The sequence below is a fragment of the Clostridium fungisolvens genome (assembly GCF_014193895.1).
In the GTDB taxonomy this organism is placed as follows: Bacteria; Bacillota; Clostridia; order Clostridiales; family Clostridiaceae; genus Clostridium_AR; species Clostridium_AR fungisolvens.
The window spans coordinates 320,011-344,221 of sequence record NZ_BLZR01000001.1 but is presented as its reverse complement, the minus strand read 5'-3'; the positions used below and the strand labels follow the sequence as shown (position 1 = coordinate 344,221).

General features: G+C 30.6%; 19 protein-coding genes. 1 reads left to right on the top strand and 18 read right to left on the bottom strand.

Annotated elements, in window-relative coordinates:
* Positions 1 to 16: 16 nt before the first annotated feature.
* From bsdtw1_RS01320 to bsdtw1_RS01305, 4 genes are all read right to left on the bottom strand, one after another.
* On the bottom strand, positions 17 to 547 hold the full coding sequence (locus tag bsdtw1_RS01320) for a hypothetical protein (RefSeq protein WP_183275796.1): 531 nt from the start codon (positions 545 to 547) through the stop codon (positions 17 to 19).
* A 2-nt stretch (positions 548 to 549) separates the two neighbouring features.
* Complete coding sequence (locus tag bsdtw1_RS01315) at positions 550 to 2,244, bottom strand: serine/threonine protein kinase (RefSeq protein WP_183275795.1); 1,695 nt, start codon at positions 2,242 to 2,244, stop codon at positions 550 to 552.
* An 11-nt stretch (positions 2,245 to 2,255) separates the two neighbouring features.
* Positions 2,256 to 3,017 (bottom strand): PP2C family protein-serine/threonine phosphatase, encoded by a 762-nt coding sequence (locus tag bsdtw1_RS01310; RefSeq protein WP_183275794.1) that lies wholly within the window; start codon positions 3,015 to 3,017, stop codon positions 2,256 to 2,258.
* A gap of 142 nt (positions 3,018 to 3,159) precedes the next feature.
* Positions 3,160 to 4,266, bottom strand: a complete 1,107-nt coding sequence (locus tag bsdtw1_RS01305; RefSeq protein ID WP_183275793.1) for an FHA domain-containing protein — start codon at positions 4,264 to 4,266, stop codon at positions 3,160 to 3,162.
* Positions 4,267 to 4,964: 698 nt separating this feature from the next.
* Here bsdtw1_RS01305 and bsdtw1_RS01300 point away from each other — a divergent pair.
* Positions 4,965 to 5,768, top strand: a complete 804-nt coding sequence (locus tag bsdtw1_RS01300; protein ID WP_183275792.1) for a YdcF family protein — start codon at positions 4,965 to 4,967, stop codon at positions 5,766 to 5,768.
* 7 nt (positions 5,769 to 5,775) lie between these two features.
* Here bsdtw1_RS01300 and bsdtw1_RS01295 read toward each other — a convergent pair whose 3' ends face one another.
* From bsdtw1_RS01295 to bsdtw1_RS01230, 14 genes are all read right to left on the bottom strand, one after another.
* The gene (locus bsdtw1_RS01295; RefSeq protein ID WP_183275791.1) at positions 5,776 to 6,555 is read right to left on the bottom strand and encodes an ISL3 family transposase; all 780 of its coding nucleotides are present in this window, start codon (positions 6,553 to 6,555) and stop codon (positions 5,776 to 5,778) included.
* Positions 6,556 to 6,936: 381 nt separating this feature from the next.
* The gene (locus bsdtw1_RS01290; RefSeq protein WP_183275790.1) at positions 6,937 to 7,962 is read right to left on the bottom strand and encodes a GDP-mannose 4,6-dehydratase; all 1,026 of its coding nucleotides are present in this window, start codon (positions 7,960 to 7,962) and stop codon (positions 6,937 to 6,939) included.
* A gap of 28 nt (positions 7,963 to 7,990) precedes the next feature.
* The gene (locus bsdtw1_RS01285; RefSeq protein WP_183275789.1) at positions 7,991 to 9,304 is read right to left on the bottom strand and encodes a UDP-glucose dehydrogenase family protein; all 1,314 of its coding nucleotides are present in this window, start codon (positions 9,302 to 9,304) and stop codon (positions 7,991 to 7,993) included.
* Positions 9,305 to 9,794: 490 nt separating this feature from the next.
* Positions 9,795 to 10,856 carry an acyltransferase family protein gene (locus bsdtw1_RS01280; RefSeq protein WP_183275788.1) on the bottom strand — a complete coding sequence of 354 codons (1,062 nt, stop codon included), beginning with the start codon at positions 10,854 to 10,856 and terminating at the stop codon, positions 9,795 to 9,797.
* A gap of 103 nt (positions 10,857 to 10,959) precedes the next feature.
* The gene (locus bsdtw1_RS01275) at positions 10,960 to 12,297 is read right to left on the bottom strand and encodes an O-antigen polymerase (RefSeq protein ID WP_183275787.1); all 1,338 of its coding nucleotides are present in this window, start codon (positions 12,295 to 12,297) and stop codon (positions 10,960 to 10,962) included.
* Positions 12,298 to 12,507: 210 nt separating this feature from the next.
* Positions 12,508 to 13,827, bottom strand: coding sequence for a nucleotide sugar dehydrogenase (locus tag bsdtw1_RS01270; RefSeq protein ID WP_183275786.1), 1,320 nt, complete (start codon positions 13,825 to 13,827; stop codon positions 12,508 to 12,510).
* A 76-nt stretch (positions 13,828 to 13,903) separates the two neighbouring features.
* Positions 13,904 to 15,106 carry a glycosyltransferase gene (locus bsdtw1_RS01265; protein ID WP_183275785.1) on the bottom strand — a complete coding sequence of 401 codons (1,203 nt, stop codon included), beginning with the start codon at positions 15,104 to 15,106 and terminating at the stop codon, positions 13,904 to 13,906.
* A gap of 41 nt (positions 15,107 to 15,147) precedes the next feature.
* Positions 15,148 to 16,614, bottom strand: coding sequence for a lipopolysaccharide biosynthesis protein (locus bsdtw1_RS01260; RefSeq protein ID WP_183275784.1), 1,467 nt, complete (start codon positions 16,612 to 16,614; stop codon positions 15,148 to 15,150).
* A 105-nt stretch (positions 16,615 to 16,719) separates the two neighbouring features.
* The gene (locus bsdtw1_RS01255) at positions 16,720 to 17,916 is read right to left on the bottom strand and encodes a glycosyltransferase family 4 protein (RefSeq protein ID WP_183275783.1); all 1,197 of its coding nucleotides are present in this window, start codon (positions 17,914 to 17,916) and stop codon (positions 16,720 to 16,722) included.
* Positions 17,917 to 17,939: 23 nt separating this feature from the next.
* Positions 17,940 to 19,067, bottom strand: coding sequence for a glycosyltransferase (locus tag bsdtw1_RS01250; RefSeq protein WP_183275782.1), 1,128 nt, complete (start codon positions 19,065 to 19,067; stop codon positions 17,940 to 17,942).
* Between the two features lie 48 nt (positions 19,068 to 19,115).
* Entirely contained in the window at positions 19,116 to 20,312 is a 1,197-nt protein-coding gene (locus tag bsdtw1_RS01245; protein ID WP_183275781.1) for an ATP-grasp domain-containing protein, read from the bottom strand.
* Positions 20,313 to 20,345: 33 nt separating this feature from the next.
* Positions 20,346 to 20,969 carry a sugar transferase gene (locus tag bsdtw1_RS01240; protein ID WP_183275780.1) on the bottom strand — a complete coding sequence of 208 codons (624 nt, stop codon included), beginning with the start codon at positions 20,967 to 20,969 and terminating at the stop codon, positions 20,346 to 20,348.
* Positions 20,970 to 20,994: 25 nt separating this feature from the next.
* Positions 20,995 to 22,221 (bottom strand): DegT/DnrJ/EryC1/StrS family aminotransferase, encoded by a 1,227-nt coding sequence (locus bsdtw1_RS01235; RefSeq protein ID WP_183275779.1) that lies wholly within the window; start codon positions 22,219 to 22,221, stop codon positions 20,995 to 20,997.
* Between the two features lie 104 nt (positions 22,222 to 22,325).
* Positions 22,326 to 24,143, bottom strand: coding sequence for a polysaccharide biosynthesis protein (locus tag bsdtw1_RS01230; RefSeq protein ID WP_183279699.1), 1,818 nt, complete (start codon positions 24,141 to 24,143; stop codon positions 22,326 to 22,328).
* Positions 24,144 to 24,211 lie beyond the last annotated feature (68 nt).

Here is a 24,211-nt window from a genome sequence, read left to right as displayed (position 1 = left end):
ATCTTTATGCCAATCATCAAATCACCTCATTCGTATGGATGAGTATAACCTCATCAATTATTTTAATCTCATCTACATTCGCTACTTTTGGCGAATGGTCTACAACCTTCTCATTGAAAACAGTATTTGCATTATCATCAAGCACCGCTGTTCCTTCTTCATTTAGTACTCCTGTTGCATCGTTATCATCCAAAAGCTCTGTTGAATTTGCTGTAGAGTTATCAGCTTTGTTGTCATCCAAAAGGCCTGTTTCAAGGTTATCACCACTTTCTAGTTTAGAAGTCTTTTCATATATCTTTATTGGCTTCTTCCTAGTGTCTTCTAGTTTTTCTAGTTCAACCTTTATTGAACTTGTTCTAAAGAGTTTCTTGCCTGTTTTTTTATTGTTCTCTCGCATCTTAGCAATTGATTTCTTTGCAGTTCTACCTGACAAGTCACCAATAATACCAAGGACTCCAAATCTAATCCAAAAGACAACCGCAAGTACAAAGAATACTGCCGCTAATACAAAAGAAACTATTGAAATCGTGGATAATATTTCTGCCATAATTATTTTCTCTCCTCCGCATTAGTATAGGTTCTTTCGATTGCCTTCTTGTATTCTACATAGTTATCAAGGATCTCACTTTGAAGTTTTTTCGACTGTTCTTTTTGTACTGAAATGGAAGAAGCGTTTTTATATACCTTGTCCATAAGTGATACTATTGTATCTTGTTCCACATTTACTGATTGTAAATTTATTCTTTGGTCATAAAGAAACATGAAGGTTCCATTATATAATGTAATCTGGTCGTAAGCTCCTGAATCCTTTACAGAATCAAGCGATTGTTCAATCACCTCAATGAGTTTTAGATAATTTTCTTTTGAAGCTTCTTCCACATTGGCAGAACTTAATATATACTTCTTATAAAATGAGCAGATCTGATAGTAGCAATTTAATAATGCCTTGTTTTCAAAACTTGCAGGCATCTTTTCATTTTCATAATCTGCTGCAAAGAACGGATATGCTTTTTGCACTCTGTTTGAAAAACTATAGGTACCATCATCATTTGTGTAATAATTAAAGTACATCATGCCTATTCGGTAATTTAGCTTTGCTACTTCAACACTTGATATATCAAAACCATCTTTATTTGCATTATAAAGAGCCAAAAACTCATCATTTTCCTGCTTATCAAACTTACCTTCATTTTCGTAAGCATCCAATATACACATATAAGCTCGTGTATCATAGGGATAAATTTCTATTGCTTTTTTATAGCTTGATATTTTCTCAGAAAGAGAAGTGGATGCAACTACCGATACCAAGGTATCATAGTCACTGTTGTTTACTTTTGTCACTAATGCTTTACATGTAAAACCAGAAATCAACATAACCACTGCTAATGCTGCTGATGAAATGAAAAGTCTCAACTTTCTTTTTTGCTTTTTCTTAAAGTCTTTTGTTATAAGATCAGGATGTTCTAAATCATACATCAATTCCGAACAGCTTTGGTATCTATATTCAGGATCAATGGCAGTACATTTATCTATAATCGCTTCAACGCCGTCTGATAATTGTGGATTCCACTGACGAATTGAAGCATACATATAATCAGCTGGTCTTGGGTCAATGCCAGTGAGCAAGTGATGTAAGGTCATACCCAAGGTAAAAATATCTGATCTTGCATCAGTCTGTCGTGAACCATAATGCTCAGGCGATGCGTATCCTTTTGTACCAAGGACCGTTGTATCCGCCAAGTTTTGCTCTTTATATTCACGGGCAATACCAAAGTCAATTAACTTTAGATTTCCTTCAGGCTTTAACATGATGTTTGCAGGCTTCATATCTCTATAAATAATCGGAGGCTTTTGGGCATGCAAATACCCCAGAGCATCACACAATTGCTTTGCCCATTCAATAACTAAATCTTCTGGCTGAGCTCCATATTGCAAAAGAATTTTGTCCAGAGATTCGCCTTCGATATAGTCCATAACAACATAAATTGTTGTTCCATTATCAATAATATCAACAATTCTAGGTAGAGCTGGATGGTCCAGTCGTTTCATCAAATTAGCTTCGGCAAGCAAGCTGTTAACAATTACCTCGTCATTTTTTCCATTGCCTTTTTTTCTAATCTCTTTTACGGCCCATTGCTTATTAAGTCGCTTATCCATTGCTAGATAAACAATTGACATACCACCTTTACCTATTTGTTTAAGTATTTCATATTTTCCGTCAACAACAAAACCTATATCCGCCATTCCTTCTCACCTCATTCCGTTTTAACTAGAACAACAGATATATTATCTCGTTCTTGTCTTGACTTAATTAAATCTATTAAGTATTTTGCATTGCCGTGCATCGCCTGCTTGTTAATAAGATTCACAGGCTTCAGCGATTCAAAGATCTCTTTTTCTGTTATTTCGTGTCTGAATCCATCGGAACAGATCATATACACACCTTTTTCAGTTGTTCCATATATGATTTGTGGGGTAACAACTCTGGATGCACCTACGCACTGTAATAACATATTTCTTCTCCTGTCTGTCTTAGCTTGCTCAAGAGTCATTGTTCCTCTACTTATCTCTCGTGCTACTAATGTATGATCCTCCGTAAGTTGTCTAAGGCCAGTTCCTATATGATATACTCTAGTATCTCCAACATGACAAATCACATATTGATTGTCTGCAAATAAGATACCAGTAAATGTAGTCCCCAAATTTATACCAACAGATTTTCCGTATTCCAATATTTTTGCATTTAGTTCCTTAAGCATCAACTCCCACTTTCCACCAATAACTTTCATATCAAGAGAACGTAGTTCACTCGGCATCTCGCTGTCAAACCATTCTGAAAATGAACGAATAACCGTTGCACTTGCTAATTCTCCTTTTGCCAAACCGCCCATACCATCACATACAATGGCCAGCAAAATTTCACCACTGGATGTAGCTGCATGCTTTATTAGCACACTATCTTGATTTGTATCTTTACTGATTCCTATATCGGTATCTGCTGTGGCTACAAATTGCATTTTTTCACTCCCTTATGTTTTTATTTGCTCAAGGCAAAATTCTTTAGATGAACCACTTCATAATTAAACTTATATTTTCAAATTCTCCTCTCAGAACCCAGAGGAGTTTTGAAAATAGATTTAGGATCGAACTGGTTCATCTTTATAGATGAAATATAAATTCTTCGTTTGCTAATCTAAGAATATTTCCTTCAAATATTTCCGTTTCAACTTTTGCAGCTAATAACTCATCATTTATAAAGGTATGATTTGTTGAATTTTGGTCAAATACAAAATAGCGATTACCTCTTGTGATAATATCTGCATGACTTCTGCTTACTGCATTATTGTCAGTTACAAAATAATCAACATAACTCCGCCCTTTCCCTAATCTAAAAACTGGTTTGTTTATGCTGATTGTTTCATTGGTGGAAATTCTTAATAAAGATGGGAAATGAACTTCTTGGTGAGATGCACCATTAAAAGGTACAGAATTTTCTTCTAACAGCGAGGTTCCTTCATCATTTAATAGACTTGTTGCTTCATATTCATCTAAAAGACCTGTTGCGTCATCTTCCTCTAAAAGACCGGTTACTTCACCTTCCTCTAAAAGCCCCGTAGCTTCGTAATCCACCTGACTCTTTTGGTCGCGGTGTTCATAGTAATCCTTTGGTTTATCTGTGATAAACCCACTTTGCCCAATATTTTGTTTTCTAATTTGTCTCGCGACATCCTTATCTTCTCTTGAAACATAGCTCTCAATTGCTGAAACATCGAAACCACCCAGTGACTTAATGAAACTTACATATTTTGCAACGAAATCAAAATCCTGATTTGCCATTGGCTTCACAGAATATGCGATTGATTCCATAAAACCTGTAACATTCAAGCAAATATGATTTGACATAACCGGTACATAAACGAATTGTATTTCTTTAGTATTCTCATTTATATACACATATCTCAAATCAAGAATTAAATTATTTAAAAAAAGATTGTTATTTTGAATCTTTTTTGTAGCATCTACGATTTGTGCCATTATGTAAAAAAACTCGTATTTTGATAATGGATTTTTTAAATGGTCACTCATTGAAACCCCAGCAGGTCCCGTATACTCAATAAGATTGCTTCTACTCTGTTTAGGTTTAAGAAAACCTCTGATATTTTTCTTTTCTAAAATATCTATTTCTCGCTCACTAATAACATCATCTGATGAAATTTTTACTTTTACTATAAGCTGACTATTTTTAATCTTTGCTTTGAATTTCACCCTAATTTACCCTCCGCGATTTTTGCTAATAAAATAATGAAATAGTATTTTTTGAATTCAATACAATATGCATCTATTTGCTTATATGAATAAACATACTTTCCACTTATACTTATTTATGACCGTTAAGCATTTATTATTATGGTTACGTTAAAAATATTTTCCAACATAAATCGTTAATTGTTGTCGATTCTCTAATTTTGTAGTAACTTTTGATTTGATGTAGCACGAACTTATTGATAAGACTTTCATTCTCGATAGGAAATACATACTATGATATTAAAGATTGGCTAAAGATGTGCTATAAAGAAAAATTTTTTATGCAATTTTCAATCCTTCAATCCAAGGAGAGGACACGGAGCCTTTATTCTAAAGAACTTAGAAGAGATCATAAATAAGGTAAACATTAAAATCAATGAAGACCTTCTCTTAAAGAAATCAATAAAATTAATAATAGGAACTGTTCCTACTACTAATAATATTTCATATGAATATTTAGTTCGATTTTACAATAATAATGGGTTTACCACTATATGTGACATGAATTTAAATGAAAGTAATGTACCTGAGATGGTGGTATATAAGGAAGTTTAGACACCCATTGGGTGATATGAAAAATCTATTTACTATCATTAAAAGGATTTTTTAGATGTTACGTAGAATAAAATATTCTTATCAAAATACAAAGGGGAACAATCATGATATACGTTTTTAAATTCATAGCAAATCTTATATTGCCGCCTGGGTGCTTTATTTTATTACTTATAATTTGGGCAGTACTACAATATAGTCGCGAAAAGAAAATACCAAAGTTAGCACTAATAGTTGCAGCTCTTATTTATATAACTTCAATTCCTTTAACTGCAAACTTTTTAATTCATTCATTAGAATATAAATTTAATCCACCTTCAAAGCTTGACGGAGATGTAATTGTGATGCTTGGAGGAGGAGCTACACTTAGTTCTCCAGATATTAGCGGCATCGGAAGCCTTTCAGGAAGCTCCGCTAATCGTTTGTTAACCACTGCACGTTTATATAACAAGACTAAACTTCCAATAATTATATCTGGAGGTTCAGTTTATGGTGAAAATGGCAGTGAAGCTGAAATTGCTAAAAGACAGCTTATTGATCTCGGAATAAACGAAAAAGATATAATAGCTGAAGATAAGAGTCGAACAACTACTGAGAATGCACTATATACCTCTAAAATTATGAAAGAGCATAATTTTTCCAAGCCAATATTAGTAACTTCAGCTTTTCATATGGACCGTTCAATTATGAACTTCACCAATGCTGATATTAAGAGTGCTATACCGTATCCTTCTGATTATTTTACTAACGCTAAACTAACTATTGGTCTCAGATCCTTTATACCTAATGCTAGTAGTTTTGATACTAATGTAATAGCTTTACATGAATATCTTGGGATGTTGCAGCTTTGGGTTTGTAGATTGTCAAGTACTTTTGGTTCTTCGTCAAATTTGATGAAGAACCAGTTTTAAGTATAAATCAACAGTCGGCAACAATTTCCTCTTTATTCTTTGGTATAATCAAGTTTTTAGGATATTTTCTTTTAACATATCTATTAATGTTATCAAGTAAATTCTTTACTAAGTGAAATTTATCAGACACTTGTAGAGCATTTGGCAATGCCTCAGTAATTGCACCTGCATATGATATTGAACCATCTCTACTGACTAATCTGCCTTGTGGATATTGCTTTAACCAATCTGCTACTGCTTCTTTATTCCTACTTGGTAATATATCTAAAATCATTCTTTTATCCATATCACAAATTAAGGTGCAGTATTTTTTTCTCTTTTTTAATGCAAAATCATCTATACCTATATTTTTAACTGAATCATCAATTGCAACTGTATGCTTAGGTAGCTTTCTTATTAATCTTAATATAGTATCATGAGAGATGCTGATACCTAGCTTCTTCATAATACATGATAATCTTTCAGCACTAATTGTTAAAGCTAAGAATGTAATTAATTCAATAACCTTATTAGTTATTCTTGCATACGCAGCCGCAAAAGGAAGTCTTTCAGTAAAGATTTTTTGGCTACAACTAGAAGATTTACATTTAAACTTTCTAACAATAATAGTTATCTTTTTAGAAAAGCCATCTAAGGCCCCATCAGAAAGTTTTCTAGCATACTTTGAGTGTTCGCTCTTTGATATTGTCCCGCAACTTGGACAGTAGCTTCCTTCCGAAGTGCTTTCGGCTATAATATGGATAACGTTATTCTCATCAAATTGATGCAATATCTTAGTATCCTTCAAATTCACATCTCCAAACATAGTTTTGAATTTATTATAAGTGAAAATCTATGTTGAAATCATTGAATAATAGTTTTCAATAAAAGTATCACCAAAATTACGAGAGAACCAAAAGTACTTGACAATCTACAAATAGGTTAAAATATATTAAAAGATCAATGTTTGGGCGTGCTGGTTTTAATCTTTTAAGAAATAAAGTCCTACCTAATATATTGATCCCAATCGGCATTATCTAATTTTCTAGACATGGGTATCCTCCCATTGATAATCTTTTTCCTTGATTTTATCAATGGGAGGACGTGTTATCTAGGTACTTAATTTTTTACGCTTACCTATAAATATATAAAAATAGTAATTCAATTGATATAAAAAAAAAATCTAGAATTAATTAATTCCATAATAACTTACATACCAATCTGCAAACTTTTGAAGCCCTTCTTCTATACTAGTAGAAGGTTTAAAGCCTATAGCCTCATATAATAAATCAGTTGAGGCATAAGTAGAAGGTACATCCCCTGGTTTCAAAGGTTCAAATACTTTATTAAAACTCACTTCTTTTTTTGTAGCGTTACTTAATGCTTTCTCAAGAGCTCCTATAAAGGTCATAAGCTTCTCTGGACTATTGTTTCCGATGTTAAATACTTTATGTGGAACTGTCTCTACAGAAGGATTATTAAGAAGTCTTTCAATTCCTTCTACTATATCATCTACATAAGTAAAATCTCTGTATAAATCATGCTCAAAATCACCATTATTAAATATTTTAATAGGTTCACCTTCAAAATATTTATTAGTAAAACCAAAATAAGCCATATCTGGTCTTCCCATAGGCCCATAAACCGTAAAAAATCTTAGTCCTGTAGCTGGAATCTTATAAAGATGACTATATGTATGAGCCATTAGCTCATTTGATTTTTTTGTAGCCGCATAAAGTGATACAGGGTTATCAACAAAATCAGACTCTTCAAAAGGTACCTTTTTGTTTGAACCATAAACCGAACTTGAAGAAGCATATACAAGATGATCTACAGAATTGTGTCTACAAGCCTCTAGAATATTGAAAAAACCTACAATATTGCTTTGTATATATACATCTGGATTTTCAATAGAATATCTAACACCAGCTTGGGCTGCTAAATTTATTACAATGTTAGGCTTATGCTTTTCAAATAAATCCATTATTAATGCTTTATCTGATATATCCCCTTTAACAAAGACAAACTTTTCAAAAGGCTTCAGCTTTTCTAATCTATCGTATTTAAGTTTTACATCATAATAATCATTAATATTATCAATTCCAATTACTTTGCAGCCTCTTTCAAGAAGTTTCTTAGATAAGTAATATCCGATAAAACCTGCAGCTCCAGTAACTAAATATGTTTTACTTGTATCTAAAGTTTTATAACTCAATTTTGTGCCTCCTTAAAATTAAGTATGTTTATCTACCTATTGAATAATATTCAACCCCTACTTCTTCCATCTCTTTTACATTATAAAGATTTCTTCCATCGTAAACCAACGGAGTTCTCATAAGACTTTTATATTTATCTGGCATAACTGATTTTATATGGCCCCATTCTGTAAATATAAAGCATACATTAGCATCTTTTAAAGCTTCTTCTACATTATTCACATACTTTATGCTACCTTGGCCATTTTTCCCTTCTGGGAATCTCTTTTCAAAATTCTCTTTACCTACAGGATCAAATGCGTAAACCTGTGCTCCATGTTCCAATAATAGAGGAACATTTTCTAGAGATGGAGCTTCTCTCAAATCATCTGTTCCCGGCTTAAATGTAAGTCCAAGGACAGCTACCTTTAACCCATTAAAGGTAATAAGACGACTACTTGCCTTTTTATACAATAAGGTTTTTTGATCTTTGTTTACGTCTATAGCAGCTTTAATGGTTCGAAGTTCATACCCGTTTTGTCTTGCTAAGTATTCAAGAGCTTTTGTGTCCTTAGGGAAACAGGAGCCACCATATCCAATACCAGCATTTAAAAACTTGCTTCCAATACGCTCATCAAAACTCATGCCTTTAGCTACATCCTCAATACTTGCTCCTACACGCTCACACAAATTAGCTATATCATTGATGTAAGATATCTTAAGCGCAAGGAAATCATTAGCTGCATACTTTATCATCTCAGCTGATCTTCTTTTTACAGATACTATAGGCAAATTAAATGGTTCATATATATTCATAAGTATATCTTCAGCCCACTTACTCTCAGTTCCTATAATAATTCTTGCTGCATGTAAAGTATCATGCACCGCAGTACCTTGAGCCAAAAATTCTGGGTTAGATGCTACTTCCACCTTCACATCATTAACCAAAAAATCTTTAATAAACTGTTCTACCTTGTCATTAGTACCAACAGGCACTGTAGATTTAACTACTACAAGACAGTCTTTTTCTATAGTCTCAGCAATTTGCCTTGCAACGGTAGCTATGTAACTAAGATTTGCAGATCCATCTGGCTGTTCTGGCGTTCCAACTCCAATAAATATTGCGTCTGCATCTTTATAGGCTGATTTGTAATCAGTTGTGTAATTAAGTGTACCTTTTGCATAATTTTTCTGCATTAGTCCTTCTAAATCTGCTTCATAAATTGGAGAGATGCCATCTTTCATTGAGTTAATTTTATTTTCATCAATATCTACACAGGTAACTTGATGACCTACTTCAGCAAAGCACACTCCTGCTACAAGACCAACGTAACCTGTTCCTGCTACGGCTATTTTGAACATAATATAAATACCTTCCTTTTAAAATATATAACGCAAAAGTTGTAATTATAAATCTTTACTTATCAATATAATTGTTAATTTTTTCAATTCGTTTCTGGCTTAAAAATATTTACATAAATAAATTTATTACCATATTAATATAATTTTGGCATATAATTATAAATTGTATCCAATTATGGTACCTTGTAATTTATTGAATTACTTATACACTATACGAATGTATTATTTTTAATTTCTGCTTAATTAGAAATCAATCATTTAAAAAGCTTATAATGCAATATATAATTGTTATTTTTTCAATAAATCTAGGTATCAGCTATAATAGCCTAAATATATGATTTATGTTCATAACTCCAAGTATTTTTAGCAAAATCTAATAGAAACTCTTTTAGATTCCACTCTTCTGACATTTAATCCTTCCATCTTATTCTATAAAAATACATATCAAACTTAATTAAAAATTAATTACTTTACTTAATTAACCATCTATTTATTTCCCTATTAACGCTCTAAGCTTTGTTTTGTTAATAATTATAGACGCTACATGTAAACCAACTAATGTAATCAACAAAATCCCAACTTTCATTAACAACCTCTCAAGTGAGCTATTGTAGTCTATTGTAAATTCTAGACATTTTGTAGAAATAAGAATCACAATCTGGTTCAAACATAAGTAGACAATTGAGTTTTTACCAATATAAATCAGTTGATGATTAATTTTTTTTATGAATTTTACTTTGCAAATATCCAAGTACCGTGATATATTCCAATAAGTAATTGTACTCAATATTGCATTAACCCAAAACAAAGGAATTATACCATATGTTATAGTTCTCATATTTACAGAATAATTTACAAATATTAATATTGTACTACATACTAGTAATAAAACTACTTCAATCAAGGATAGATTAATTGACTTTGCAAGCAATTTATTTTTACTACTAAATTTTTTTAACAAATATCCTACATAAAAAATTCCAATACCAGCCATTGCTGTATCTATTGCATACGGTAATCTTATATTTATTATAGTCGAATATATACTTCCAACTATTGAAACTCCTATGACTAAAATTGCAACATTTTTTTCTTTCTTGCCTACCTTTACAAAAAAATAAAATAGAATTTCTATTATAAAAAGGCATGTTAAAAACCACAGTGCTCCCGCAATAGGCATATTCCCATCCGTATTAAACCAAAGAAAACTTCTTAGCTCAATTAGTGAATCTATATTATTTGCTCTTCCAAAAAATATAAACCAAAATAAATAATGAATCATTCCGAAACTCAAATATGGCACTAATAGCATTTTCATTTTTCTTTTTATAAAATCTAATGTATTAACCTCTTCTACTCTAAAGAAATAACCAGATACTAAAATAAATAATGGCATATGGAAAGCATGAATATATTTATCGAAATCCCCTCCATATCCAATATGTCCCATAACCATAAATAAGATACCGATTCCACGGAGTATATCAATGTAATTAATTCTTTTATTATAATTTTCTAAGTTCAACGATTCACATTTAATTTTTTCATTCATTAATCATTCTCCAGATAATCCAAATTTAGTATTTAGTATTTAAAATTAATCTATATATAGCTAATTTCCTGAATTAATTGTAGCTTACTAATATCTTTTTCCATTACTCTTTAATTTGCATATATCTTTTATTTAAAAATATTACACTTATAAAAATAATAAATACACTATTAAAAATACAACTAGTTATTCCTAAATTAGAAAAATTAAAACTCAAATTAAATATCAAATATATCAAAATCCACATAAATGACCTACTTTTTTTCGCTGTATAGTATAAATAAGAAAGTAATTTTCCTTGTAAAAACATGCTTATAATCATTCCTAGAATTCCAAAATTAATATATCCCATTGATATACCTACCGGAAATGAAGACTTTACAGGAAAATTATCACTTGGCATGAAAGGATGATAATCTATATGAGTACTCAATATTGAATTAATATATAATCCTTCATCCATTGCTGGCTTATTTTTATAAATATTTCGTGGAATTAATGACGGAATTACCTCTAAATAACTCTTTCCCAACCACCATTTATCAAGTGTATAATAATCATAAATAAAAGTTGCTCTATCTAATGTATTTGCAGTTGTTAGTGTCTGAATAGATGTATTTGATAAAACTTCAAATGCAGAAGAAAATCCCTTATTATTAATAGTCTCAATAGAATCGCTATCCCTCAAGGATGGTAATAATATAAATAAGAATACAACAACAACAGTTAATAAAATAACTTTCAACTTATTAAAATCCTTAAATGATATTTTTTTATAAAGAAAATTAATTGTTCCAAAAACCATTACTAATAAATATAAAATAGGATTTCTTCCACCATATAACACAATAGCGAAAAGTGATATTCCACTTATAACAATTGGTATCAACCCTACTCTTCTCTTCCAATTACTAATTACGCTAACTACATATGCTGCAACACCAATAGAAATGATCAATGTGAAGTTTATATAATTACTTCCAGCAGAAACAACTTGACGATTATATAGGTTATTAAAATAATATGTAAATCCTCCAACTTTATTAAAAAATAATATTTCTGAAAGTATTCCAATAAGTATAACTATTAATGCATTCATACGCCATTTCTTGGAAGTTACATAATTATATTGATCTTTATTAACATCATAAGACTTAGGTTTGCTAAATCTTATTCCGCAATATAATACAATATATGCCATAGTATCAATTATAAGAGCTTTACAAACAGCAGTATTTAATGGAACAGATAAATAATTAGATATGCTTAAATCCATGATACTATTATCATTATACAACAAAATAGCATATATACTTTCACATATGATTTGTTTAATAATTAGTATTATAGCTGGAAAAAAATAATCATTTTCAATTTTATATAACTTATAAATTAAAAAAACAAATACTATTAATTGTATAAGCGCAAGTATCAATATCATAAATCACCTAGATCTGATATGTCATAGTACCAGACCCCTTCCACCGCTATCAGCATAAATTTAGTATATCAACGACATCTTTATATTTAAATCAAATACCTTCATAAAAACTTTGAATAATACATATTCCTTAAGTTATTGTTACCCAATCCAAGCTAAAGCTAAAGTAATATGAAGTTCATTATATTTTCATGGCACGTATATTAGGTTTTATAATCTCCAATAACTGTACCCCTTAGCTTGTATTTCATCCTTATTTAGAATACCCTTTACATCAATAAGTACCTTCTTATCATTCTGATCTTTAACAAACATCTTATCAAAATCATCTAATGTAAGTGCCTTAAACTCATTATGTTCTACAGCTAATACGATACAATCTGCATCATTAATTACATCTTTATCAACCAATTCAACCTTATACTCATTCCATACATCTTCTTGATTTGCCCAAGGATCAACAATTATCGGATCAATACAATATTCCTTTAATGTTTTAATAATATCTTCTACTTTTGAATTTCTGATATCAGGACAATTTTCCTTAAATGTAATACCAAAGATAACAACCTTAGATCTTCTAACAACCTTATTCGCCTGAATAAGGTTTTTAATGATAGCATCAGCAATAAATTCTCCCATTCCATCATTAATTCTTCGACCAGCAGCTATAATTTGAGAATGGTATCCTAATCTCTCAGCCTCATATAGGAAGTAATAAGGATCAACGCCAATACAATGACCACCAACTAGCCCCGGTTTAAATCCAAGTGCATTCCATTTTGTGTTCATTCCCTCCACAACTTCATTCGTATCTATTCCCATACGATCAAATACCATTGCAAGCTCATTCATAAAAGCAATATTAATATCACGCTGACTATTCTCAACTACCTTAATTGCTTCTGCGGTCTTAATAGAGGATACCGTGTGAACGCCCCCCTTGATAATAAGATTGTAAACATTAGCAATTTCCATTGTAGATTCATCATCCACTCCTGATACAATCTTTGTAATAGTCTCTAGTCTATGTATCTTGTCACCAGGATTAATACGCTCAGGTGAATAACCAACTCTAAAATCGATTCCGCATTTTAAACCAGATTCTTTTTCAAGAATAGGTATACAAATCTCTTCAGTTACGCCAGGATAAACTGTAGATTCATACACAACTATTGACCCCTTTGTAAGATTTCTACCAATCAAGTGACTTGCACCTTCTACAGGGTCTAAGTTTGGAGTCTTATCTTGATTAACAGGAGTTGGTACAGCAACTATATGAAATTTTGCTTCTCTAAGCTTTGTTTCATCTGCTGTAAATTCTAATGTTGTATTTTTAATAGCTTCACTTCCAACCTCTTTTGTAGGATCCACTCCACTCTTGTAGATTTCTATTTTCTTATCATTTGTATCAAATCCAATTACATTTATCTGCTTAGCGAAGGCTACAGCGATTGGTAACCCTACATACCCCAAACCTACCAACGATAACTTTTCTTCTTTGTTAACTAATTTTTCATATAATAGCAACTTAGTCTCCTCCAATAAATTTATTTTTCATATGTAGCTTGCTTTATAAAATATTATTATACTTCACTATTCCTGCTTAGTTCAGTTCCTTAAACATTTTATCCCAATCTTCTTCAATACTATTCTCTGAAAAATCCAAAATACGTTTTAGTGCTAAGTTTTTATACTTTGCGTGAATTTCAGGATTATAATAACATTCTTTTAAAACATCAAATAACTTCAACTCCTGGAAATTCAAGGGTGTCACAGCGTTAAAGTCATCATTTTTAAATGCTGGGACCAAAATTCCATATTCTCCAAATACAACATCTACACTATTGTAACTTTCATTTATTGATTTTGGATTCATAATTTCTCTTGGACCTGCAATACAATCAGAAGAAATTATAGGTGTACCACAAGCCATACTTTCCAACAAAACATTACCTAATCCTTCTGATAAAGAAGAAAATAGGAAATAATCTGATTTTGCTATATATTTATATGGATTCTTTTTAAATCCTAAAAAAAACACTTTACCATCTAGACCTAAATCAGTGACTAATTTCTTTAAGGATTCCTCAAGCTCACCTTGACCTAAAAAAACTAATTTAGCATTTGGGATTTCATCTACCAACTTTGAAAATACTCGTATTAGATGCCACTGACCTTTAACCGGTATTAATCTTGCACAATTAATCAGTACAAAGCCATCATTAAATATCTCTATCTCTTCTTCATCTGTAATATCTTCCACTGCCATTTTTCCTATCTTCTCATAGTTGCAAGAATTATATATGGTCTTAATCTTTTGTGGATTGGTATTATAGTTTTTTATTAAATCCATTTCTACCATTTTTGATAATGCAATTATTTTATCTGCCCGACAAAATGTAATTCTTGATACCATTTTTCTTAAAAAACCGGTATCAAAATATGACTGTAGATGCCTAACACTTACAATTGCTACTGACTTATTTCTAGTAACTATATTTAATAAATTTGGCGTATCAGTAAAACTTATAGATAAATCTATATTTAATTTTTTCTTTAGCTTCAATATTTTATAGCTTCTTATTATATTATTAAATACTCTTACCACATTATACTTAGATTTCGGTACCTCTAAAGGAATCATAGTGCCCGAATAATCGTAGGTAGCATTATTTTCATCAAAGGTTACCAAATAAGTTGTATATTTTTTATTTAAGCTAAAAGTTAAATTACATGCAACTTTTTCAGCTCCTCCACCAGTTAACTGTGGTATGATAATCATAATATTATTTTTATTATTAGACATTATTACACCTCTTTTACCTAATTGTTATTTTTAGTACCATTTTATTTAGTATAGTTTTTTTTTCTAAATACTTTTCTATTTTCTATTAATAAATATATATTTTTATCTTTTAAAATAACTAACGTAAAAAAGTAACACAATATGCCAAAAAATACTGTTACTACCATATTAATAATAGTGTTTCTGAAATTTACTACACATAATTTTAATACGATATCCATAATACTTGAAGATATTAGCACCTTCAGTAAAAAACTTGATTCTACTTTAACTGCGAATATATTCTTAGTTTGAATCAAAGAAATACATACATAAACAATAAACGCTACCAAAGTGTTTATTGCAGCAATTATATATCCATATTTAGGAATTAACAAAAAATTTAATATTATATTAGTTAATGCTGCTATGATATTTAAACTTAGTATTTTTTTTGTGTTTCCAACTAATACCCAAGGTATATTTGTATATTGAATCAAGCCATAAACTGCATAACTAAAACAAGTTATTTCAAAAACTTTATATGATGACCAATACTCTTGTCCACATAGCAATTCAATTACATTTTTACCAAGAATAAATATTGCAAAAGTACATGGAATAAGTACATAAAAAAACAATTCCAAATACTTACTTATCAACTTTTCTATACTTGCTTTTCCTTTCGTTTCCCACTCTTTTGCTAAATTAGGATAAGCTCCTAACATAATACATATAGTTAATGTATAAAATAATGCATTACCCATTTGATATCCATAAGAATATAATCCCACATCTTTAGCAGGCCAAAATATTTTAATAATATATCTATCTGATAAACTTAGAATCCAATTTATCAAAGAAACCCCTATTAAAGGGAACCCAAAGTTTAAGCTCCTTTTAAATATCTGATAATCAAAATTTTTTATTTTTATGAACTTATAATCCTTATATTTGATTAATAGATATATAGTTTGTATTAATCCTGCAATGAAAAAGCTAACAATAATGATATCAATATTTTTTCTTCCAATTATGTAGTAGAGAACAAGTAAAATTATAGCTTTAAATACTGAATTTAAAAATATACTTTTACTATAGTCTGATGACTTCCCATCAGCTCTAAAAAAGCCATTTATGATTAGCAATAAACCATCAAACAAATAATTTATGGATAATATCCAGATAATATCTCTAAATAAGTCATTTTTTAAGAACATGCCAATCAAAAAGAATACAACAAAAACTACTATACTAACAAAAATATGTAATATAAATAATGTACCACTAAAAAATTTCAATTCATTTTTTGCTTTATAATCATTATAAAAACGAACTATAGAATGTGTCATCCAACCAGTTAAAAAAGTTGTAACTAAATTATAAACATTAATTACCAAAGAATAATATCCAAAATCAGAAGTTGAAAATATTCTCGAATACAGAAGAGATAATACAAAGCTAATTATTGCAATTCCTATGCTACCTACAAAATAGATGCCAGCTTCTTTTATAATTTTTTTTAACACTATCCACCTCATAAGATCACTGACTAAATCAATATATTAAAACAATTAAAAAATTAAATAATATATTAACTAGTAAATTATTTCAATATAATAATATCTGTTTATCTATACCAACGAACTTATATAATTTTTAAATTTACTATAGAATTCAATTCTTCTTGTTCTAAGAATCTCTTTATGGTATTCCTGAGAATTTTTATAATTTATTTTACTCGCATCAATCAGTTTATTAGGATTGTTAATCGCATTTTTAATAATTGATTCATATTCCTCAGGTATATTGCTCTTTGAGAGCCATTCTTCGCTTACAAGTTCTGGAATACCATCTGTAGCTGATGCAGTAATAGGTAATCCTGTCGCCATAGCCTCTATCAAAACTCTTGGAAGTCCTTCTGATTCAGAAGGAAAAATAAACATATTTGCATTTAATAAATTCTCACGAATAACATTTTTCTTATTAATACTACCTAAAAAGAAAACTTGATTTTGAATTCCTAATCTAATACCATACTCTTTAAACTCATCCATTAAGTTCCCATCACCAATAAAGGAAATATCAACTTTATATCCATCATTTAACAATCTAGCAACAGTATCTAATGCAATTAAATGTCCCTTTTGATAAGTATCCATATATCCAACATGAATTAATTTAAAAGTCTCATCCTTTAAATATCTATAATCCCTTTTAAAATAGAAGGAATCTTCCAAATCAATAGATGAGTAATAAGCTTCAAAATATTTAACATTTTTATCTTCCAAGTTCCTTACTTTAGCTGGATACTTTTCTTGCAAGATATTCTTTGTAACATAAGATACACCTATAGCTTTCTGGCATAAATCCTTTGCACGTTTTTCTATTATATTATTTGCTAATTTAGCTACAATACTATTTGACCCTATTAACTTATTTGCATCCATCACAAACTCCACCAAAAAAGGTTTATTTTTCTTCACAATCTCTTTGTATAGAATAATCGACAATATAGACGGAGCCCGCACGATTATACCATCACTTTTATCAAGAACTTTTTTAAAGTTTGCTATAATTGATTGATAATTTTGTATTAATCCCTTAATCCCATAGAAATTTTTAATTCCATAGAATTCAACACAGTCTCCGCTTACCAAAAGTTTTGAATGACAATTTTCGCTCACCTTTTGAATTCTTGCAAATACAATAATATTTTTGAATACATCCAAATATCTCTTCAAGTAATTGTAATCCACAATGCGATCACACCACACATTCCCATCTGTATCCTCATAAAAATGATGCTCAAAAACTAAAACTATTCTCATGGACTTCTCCTTTAGCTACAATTCTATTTCATTAAATCATCGAACATTTTATTAAATACGTCTGGCGTAAAATATTGTTTGAAAACAGCATTAGTTCTCTCTCGCATTTTAATAAAATCATTTTTTTCCATTGAAATAATTGATTTAGCCAGATTTACAATATCTTCATTATCAACATTAAACCCTATTCTGTGATTTTCCACCATATCCTTTGTATCATACTGAATGTTATTTAATATTGGTAATCCTTCACTGAAATAATCTAATGATTTCATCGTCATACCTACATGTATTCCACTCTTCATAATATTTAAACCAAAATTGCATTGAGACATTATCTTATGTTTATCACTTTCATTGAACAAAATTCCATAATACTCAACACTTATATTGCTATCTTCTAAAGCTTGGATGAATTTATGTTTCTGTTCTCCTGAACCTATAATATGAACATTTACCACTTTATACTTATTAATCTCAGATAGTATTTTCACTATTGTCTCAATGTCAATAATATTATTAATTGATCCCAAATAACAAACATTAATTTTTTCAGCGTCAATTAATACATCATTTAATTTGAAATTATCATGTTTACTTAAATAAATAGTTGCAGTTTTCACATTTTTGGTCACTGAACAAAGAACCTCTCTGAACAGATTACACTCTACAATAATTCTATCTGCCTCTACTATATTTTTATCTCTCAAATTTCTCCAAATGTTAAGTGGCAATTTTAATGGCCCTTTAAGTTTTTCAATAGGAAGTGATTCTGGCCATAAATCACATATATCAAATATAATTTCAGCACCATATTTTCTCTTATATTTAGCTATGTATTTACCTATAAAATTTGGTGGCATTTCGGCAAAAATAATGTCAGGTTTTATTTTGCATAATTCATAATATACCTTTTTCGAAAAATTTCTATGCGAAATTATTCTCATAACTGAAAGATTTTTTGAATACGGTATTGTTTTTATATATTTAAATTTATTGTTAAAAGTTTCGATTTTTTTCTTATTAATATGACTAAAATCCGACAATATTATAGTAGTTTCGTAACCTCTGTCGTGGAAGTATTTTTCAGCAAACTGCATTCTTGGTTCATAATCCGTGTTAGTAGCACTTAATAACACAACTTTCTTCATAAAGCTCCCTTCTAGCACCAATTTAGAATTATTCTACATAGTACAAATTTATTTATCTTCAACAGTAATTAATATTCTTTTTATAGCTTCTTCACAATCCTTAATCGCCTTTTCCGTTGTCTCATCTTGGGCAATCACAAAGCCAATTCTATCAACACTACTAAGTATAATTCCAACCTTATCACCAATATTCTTAGTGAAACTTATCTGTTTAATTCCGTCTAATTTCTTGGCTTCCTCTATGCCTTCAATATCTTTAAGAATCCCTACCGGAGTATCAAAGTATCTAATTGCAGAACTCTTATGGAATTTCTGCTCAATATCAGGTTTTTCACCAAGAGCTATTCTTATGCAACACTCAACCATATTTACTCCAGTTGACAAAGGAACAAGAGAGGTAGTTATGTTATCTCCACCTAGTCTTGCACCAATTTCCACAATTTTCGGCCCATCTTTTGTGACCTTAATTTCAGTATGAGACGGTCCATTTTCAATTCCAATTGCTTTTACTGCTCGTTTTGCGACATCTCTAATCTGTTCTTGAATGCCTCTCTCCAGCTTTGATGGTTCAGAATGTCCCATTTCAACGAATCTTGGTGCACCAGTTGTTAACTTATCCGTAATAGCTATAACACTAACTTCTCCATTTATACTTAGTGTTTCAACACTCACTTCTGGACCTTCCATGTAATCTTCTACAATTATTTCACCACTTCTAGAATATTTTCTACTATATTCGTAAGCATACTTAATTACTGCTTCGTCATGAATATCTTCTATAAGAAAAACTCCTCGGCTCCCTGAATTATCTGCTGGCTTTACAATTAATTTACTCTGAAATCCACGAATTGCATTTTTGTACTCTTCTTCATTTTTAACTCGATAAAAAGTTGGAACTGGAACATCATTTTCTTTCAAACATGTTCTCATACTTACTTTATTTGTTGCTTTAAATGCTGTATCTTCAGTAATACCTACGATATTCAACTCTTTAGCTACTCTTGCTATTGTTCTCATTGGCATATCACTTGCCAGTGTTATAATTCCATCTATTTGATATTTTTTTGCAGCCTCAACAACAGAATCTATATCAATTGTACTTATATACAAACAGACATCAGCTTCTTTAAAACCAATTGCATTTTTATCCATATCTACAACTATAGTTTTCAATCCCATATCTTTTGCTTTTCTTATGGCCGGAAGTTGTAATATACTAGCTCCTAGAATCATAATCTTTTTCATAATAATTATCCTCTTAATATGCTATACAGCTATTTATTGTTTTATTGTAGTCTTATTGCCATATTCACCTTTATTCTTATAAACATTTTCTTTTCTCAATACTGTTACAATAGTTTTAAGAACAATTTTTAAATCAAATAACAACGTAATATTTTCAGCATAAAAACTATCATTGTTGAATTTTTCTTCTTGTGTTGCTGAATTTCTAAAATACGCTTGACTATATCCTGTAATACCAGGTTTCACTTCTAATCTCTTTTTTTGAAAATCATTGTAAAGTTTTAAATCTTCTGGTAAATCCGGACGAGGTCCTATAATACTCATATCCCCTATTAGAACATTGAGCAACTGAGGGAGTTCATCAATACTCGCTTTACGCATTAACTTTCCTATGTGGGTTAATCTTGGATCATCCTCTGAATTAAATGTAGAGCCATCCTCATTTCTTATATCTGGAGCGTTAATTTTCATCGAACGGAATTTATACATTTTAAATATCCTTCCGTCCTTGCCAAGGCGCGGTGCATTATAGAAAATTGATCCTCTATCTTGAAAATATATGATTGGTCCAATTATTAATAGTACAATCAGCCAAAACGGTAATGCGATTATAGATACTACTAAATCACACACTCTCTTAAAAAAAAATTTATACATCCACATCCCCCCTATCTCTAGTAATCTATCTATTTAAAACATGGCCCATAGCTATTTTCAAACTTTCACACACATACTCAACATCATCATCACTTAATAGAGTATGAAGTGGAAGTGTAATTTCATTAGCATACTGCTTATAAGCATTTGGATAATCCTTAATATCAAACCCTAAATTCTTGTAAGCTGTAAACATAGGCAGTGGTTTGTAATGTACATTTGTTGCAATACCAGCTTCAGCCATTTTTATAATAATTTCATTTCTTTCAACTTCACCGATTCCAGGTATTCTAGCTAAATATAGGTGTCCAGTAGAAGCAAAATCCTCTCCATAATGCACTAGGCTTTCAACTGCAATTTGTGAAAGTGCTTTATCATAAGCCTCTATTATTATCTTACGTCTTCCCATAAGACCTTCATATCTACTTAACTGTATTAGTCCAAAGCTAGCCAAAATATCAGTCATATTACACTTGAAAGCTGGATACACAATGTCATACTCCCATGCACCTTTTTGAGTCTTTGCTAATGCATCCTTTGACTGCCCATGAAGACTATATAACATGAACTGCTTATAAATCCACTCATCATCTAATCCTAAGTCACTTCTCCAAACAACAGCACCACCTTCTGCAGTTGTAACATTTTTAACAGCATGGAAAGAAAATGAAGTAAAATCTGCTACCTGTCCACATTTTAATTCATGTTGTTCTGCTCCAAATGCATGTGCTGCATCAGCCAACACAATTATTCTATTAAATAGTTCTTGAATTTTATTATTGGCTTTAAATAATTCCTTTTTACCTTCAACTACTCTATAAATCGTATCGTAGTCACACATTTTTCCAGCAATATCAACTGGGATAATAACCTTTGTCTTTTCTGTAATAGCATCTTTAAGCTTTTCATAATCCATTTCAAAAGAATCAGGCGCTGTATCAACTAGAACTATTTTAGCACCTACGTGATCTATTACTGAAGCTGATGCTGTATATGTATATGCTGAAGTAATAACCTCATCGCCTGGCCCTACTCCCAAAATACGTAGTGTAAGTTCCATAGCAGCAGTTGCTGAGTTAAGACAAGCTGCCTTATTTACCCCGATATATTCAGCTATTCTTCTCTCAAATTCTTTAGTTCTTGGTCCAGTTGTAATCCAACCTGATTTCATCGCTTTTATAACTTCTTCTATCTCTTGATCTGTAATATCTGGTGGAGAAAACGGTATATTTCGTATATTGATATCATTCATTTTATTTACCTCACTTTTTTTCTAAACTTAATTTTAAAATACAAATATCACTTTCATAACATTTACTAAGTATTTATAGAAATTCTAATATCATAAATTTAAAGTTACTTTTCAATAGTAACACTTACCTCACTAAGTGCTGGATTCAAATAGGTAGGAACTATGTCCATTACCTTATAGAAGATCTCTTTTTTACCTTCCTTCTCTAATATAAAACTTAACTCACTAAGCTTTCTCTTAAGTTCATCTATATTATCGACTATAGGTCTTCCTACAAATATCTTTTCATGGCTTGTGCTATCTAAACCTTCTTCGTCCATAAGTAGTTCTTCATAAAGCTTTTCTCCTGGTCTTAGCCCAGTAACCTTTATTTCAATATCTACATTAGGCTCAAGTCCTGACAGCTTTATAAGATCTACTGCAAGATCATATATTTTAACTGGCTTTCCCATATCAAGTACAAATATTTCTCCACCATTTGCATATGCACCAGCCTGAAGCACTAGTTGAGATGCTTCAGGTATAGTCATAAAGAATCTTGTTATCTCTTTATGAGTAAGGGTTATAGGTCCACCTTGAGCAATTTGTTTCTTAAATAGCGGTATTACTGAACCGTTACTTCCAAGCACATTTCCAAATCTAACAGCCACAAACTCTGTTTCACTTATCTTGTCCATAGCTTGTATTATCATTTCACACATTCTCTTAGTCGCACCCATTATATTTGTAGGATTAACCGCCTTATCTGTAGAGATCATCACAAATCTTTTAACTTTAAACTTATTAGCACATTCAGCAATATTTAAAGTACCAAACACATTATTCTTAACTGCTTCAGATGGATTATGTTCCATTAATGGTACGTGCTTATGTGCAGCAGCATGGAATATAACTTCAGGTTTAAATTCCTTAAATATATTTTCTAATCTTCTTTTATCTCTTACAGATGCTATGATAACTTCTAAATTTAAATTTGGATATTTATACTTAAGTTCGTTTTGAAGGTCATAAGCATTATTTTCATAGATATCTAATATAAGCAGCTGCTTTGGATTAAATCTTACTATCTGCCTGCAAAGTTCAGAGCCTATAGATCCTCCACCCCCAGTAACCAAAACAACTTTATCTTCTAAGTAATCAGAAATTCCATCCATATCTAACTTTATAGGATCTCTTCCTAGTAGATCTTCTACGTCTACATCCCTTATCTTATTTAGTAGATACTTCTCGTCTATAAGTTCATAAACTCCAGGAACTATCTTTATTTTTGCTCCTGTCTTTTTACATATATCTATTATCTGTTTTTTATTTTCTCTATCTAGAGATGGAATCGCTATTAAGATTACATCAATTTTTTTCTCTATAACAAGTTTTTCTATGCTATTTCTGCCTCCTAATATCTTTATTCCTGATATTGAAGTTCCTCTTTTAAAACTATTGTCATCTACAATTAATACAGGCTCGTAATTCATTTCGTTATGAGCTTTCATTTCTCTTATTATCATTGCTCCAGCTGAACCAGCACCAACAATCATAACTCTTTTCAAGTTGTTTCGCTCTATTCTCCCAACAATTATTAATACTCTTCTATAAATCCTAAACATTATTCTAAAACCACAAATAAACATAGTAGCAAATAGTGAAGAAAGAATTTCTACACTAAAAGGCAATGATAAGCCTACTATTTTAGTGAAGATTGTGCCAACTATACCTGCAGCAAAGCAACTGGCTACCGCCAGCAAAAACTCATCAGTCCCTGCATATGTCCAAAGACTTTTATAGATTCTAAAAACATAAAAACTTATCATATAAATTAAAATTATGAAACCAACACTTATCTTGTAGTTATACCAATACTCCTTCGGTATGGAGAAAGAAAATCTAAAATAAAGCGCTAAGATATAGGATAGATTTATCAGCATTATATCTATTAATGCTAAAAGCAGGCCCCTATGATATTTAAGGTATTTCAACAATTTCACTCTCCCTT

Excerpts from the sequence above, each read along its gene's own strand:
- bsdtw1_RS01275 (WP_183275787.1), bottom strand. The coding sequence starts at position 12,297 with ATGATATTGATACTTGCGCTTATACAATTAATAGTATTTGTTTTTTTA.
- bsdtw1_RS01285 (WP_183275789.1), bottom strand. The coding sequence starts at position 9,304 with ATGTTCAAAATAGCCGTAGCAGGAACAGGTTACGTTGGTCTTGTAGCA.
- bsdtw1_RS01245 (WP_183275781.1), bottom strand. The coding sequence starts at position 20,312 with ATGAAAAAGATTATGATTCTAGGAGCTAGTATATTACAACTTCCGGCC.
- bsdtw1_RS01240 (WP_183275780.1), bottom strand. The coding sequence starts at position 20,969 with ATGTATAAATTTTTTTTTAAGAGAGTGTGTGATTTAGTAGTATCTATA.
- bsdtw1_RS01255 (WP_183275783.1), bottom strand. The coding sequence starts at position 17,916 with ATGAGAATAGTTTTAGTTTTTGAGCATCATTTTTATGAGGATACAGAT.
- bsdtw1_RS01230 (WP_183279699.1), bottom strand. The coding sequence starts at position 24,143 with ATGCTGATAAATCTATCCTATATCTTAGCGCTTTATTTTAGATTTTCT.
- bsdtw1_RS01265 (WP_183275785.1), bottom strand. The coding sequence starts at position 15,106 with ATGTCTAATAATAAAAATAATATTATGATTATCATACCACAGTTAACT.
- bsdtw1_RS01235 (WP_183275779.1), bottom strand. The coding sequence starts at position 22,221 with ATGAATGATATCAATATACGAAATATACCGTTTTCTCCACCAGATATT.
- bsdtw1_RS01250 (WP_183275782.1), bottom strand. The coding sequence starts at position 19,067 with ATGAAGAAAGTTGTGTTATTAAGTGCTACTAACACGGATTATGAACCA.
- bsdtw1_RS01310 (WP_183275794.1), bottom strand. The coding sequence starts at position 3,017 with ATGCAATTTGTAGCCACAGCAGATACCGATATAGGAATCAGTAAAGAT.
- bsdtw1_RS01320 (WP_183275796.1), bottom strand. The coding sequence starts at position 547 with ATGGCAGAAATATTATCCACGATTTCAATAGTTTCTTTTGTATTAGCG.
- bsdtw1_RS01315 (WP_183275795.1), bottom strand. The coding sequence starts at position 2,244 with ATGGCGGATATAGGTTTTGTTGTTGACGGAAAATATGAAATACTTAAA.
- bsdtw1_RS01280 (WP_183275788.1), bottom strand. The coding sequence starts at position 10,856 with ATGAATGAAAAAATTAAATGTGAATCGTTGAACTTAGAAAATTATAAT.
- bsdtw1_RS01300 (WP_183275792.1), top strand. The coding sequence starts at position 4,965 with ATGATATACGTTTTTAAATTCATAGCAAATCTTATATTGCCGCCTGGG.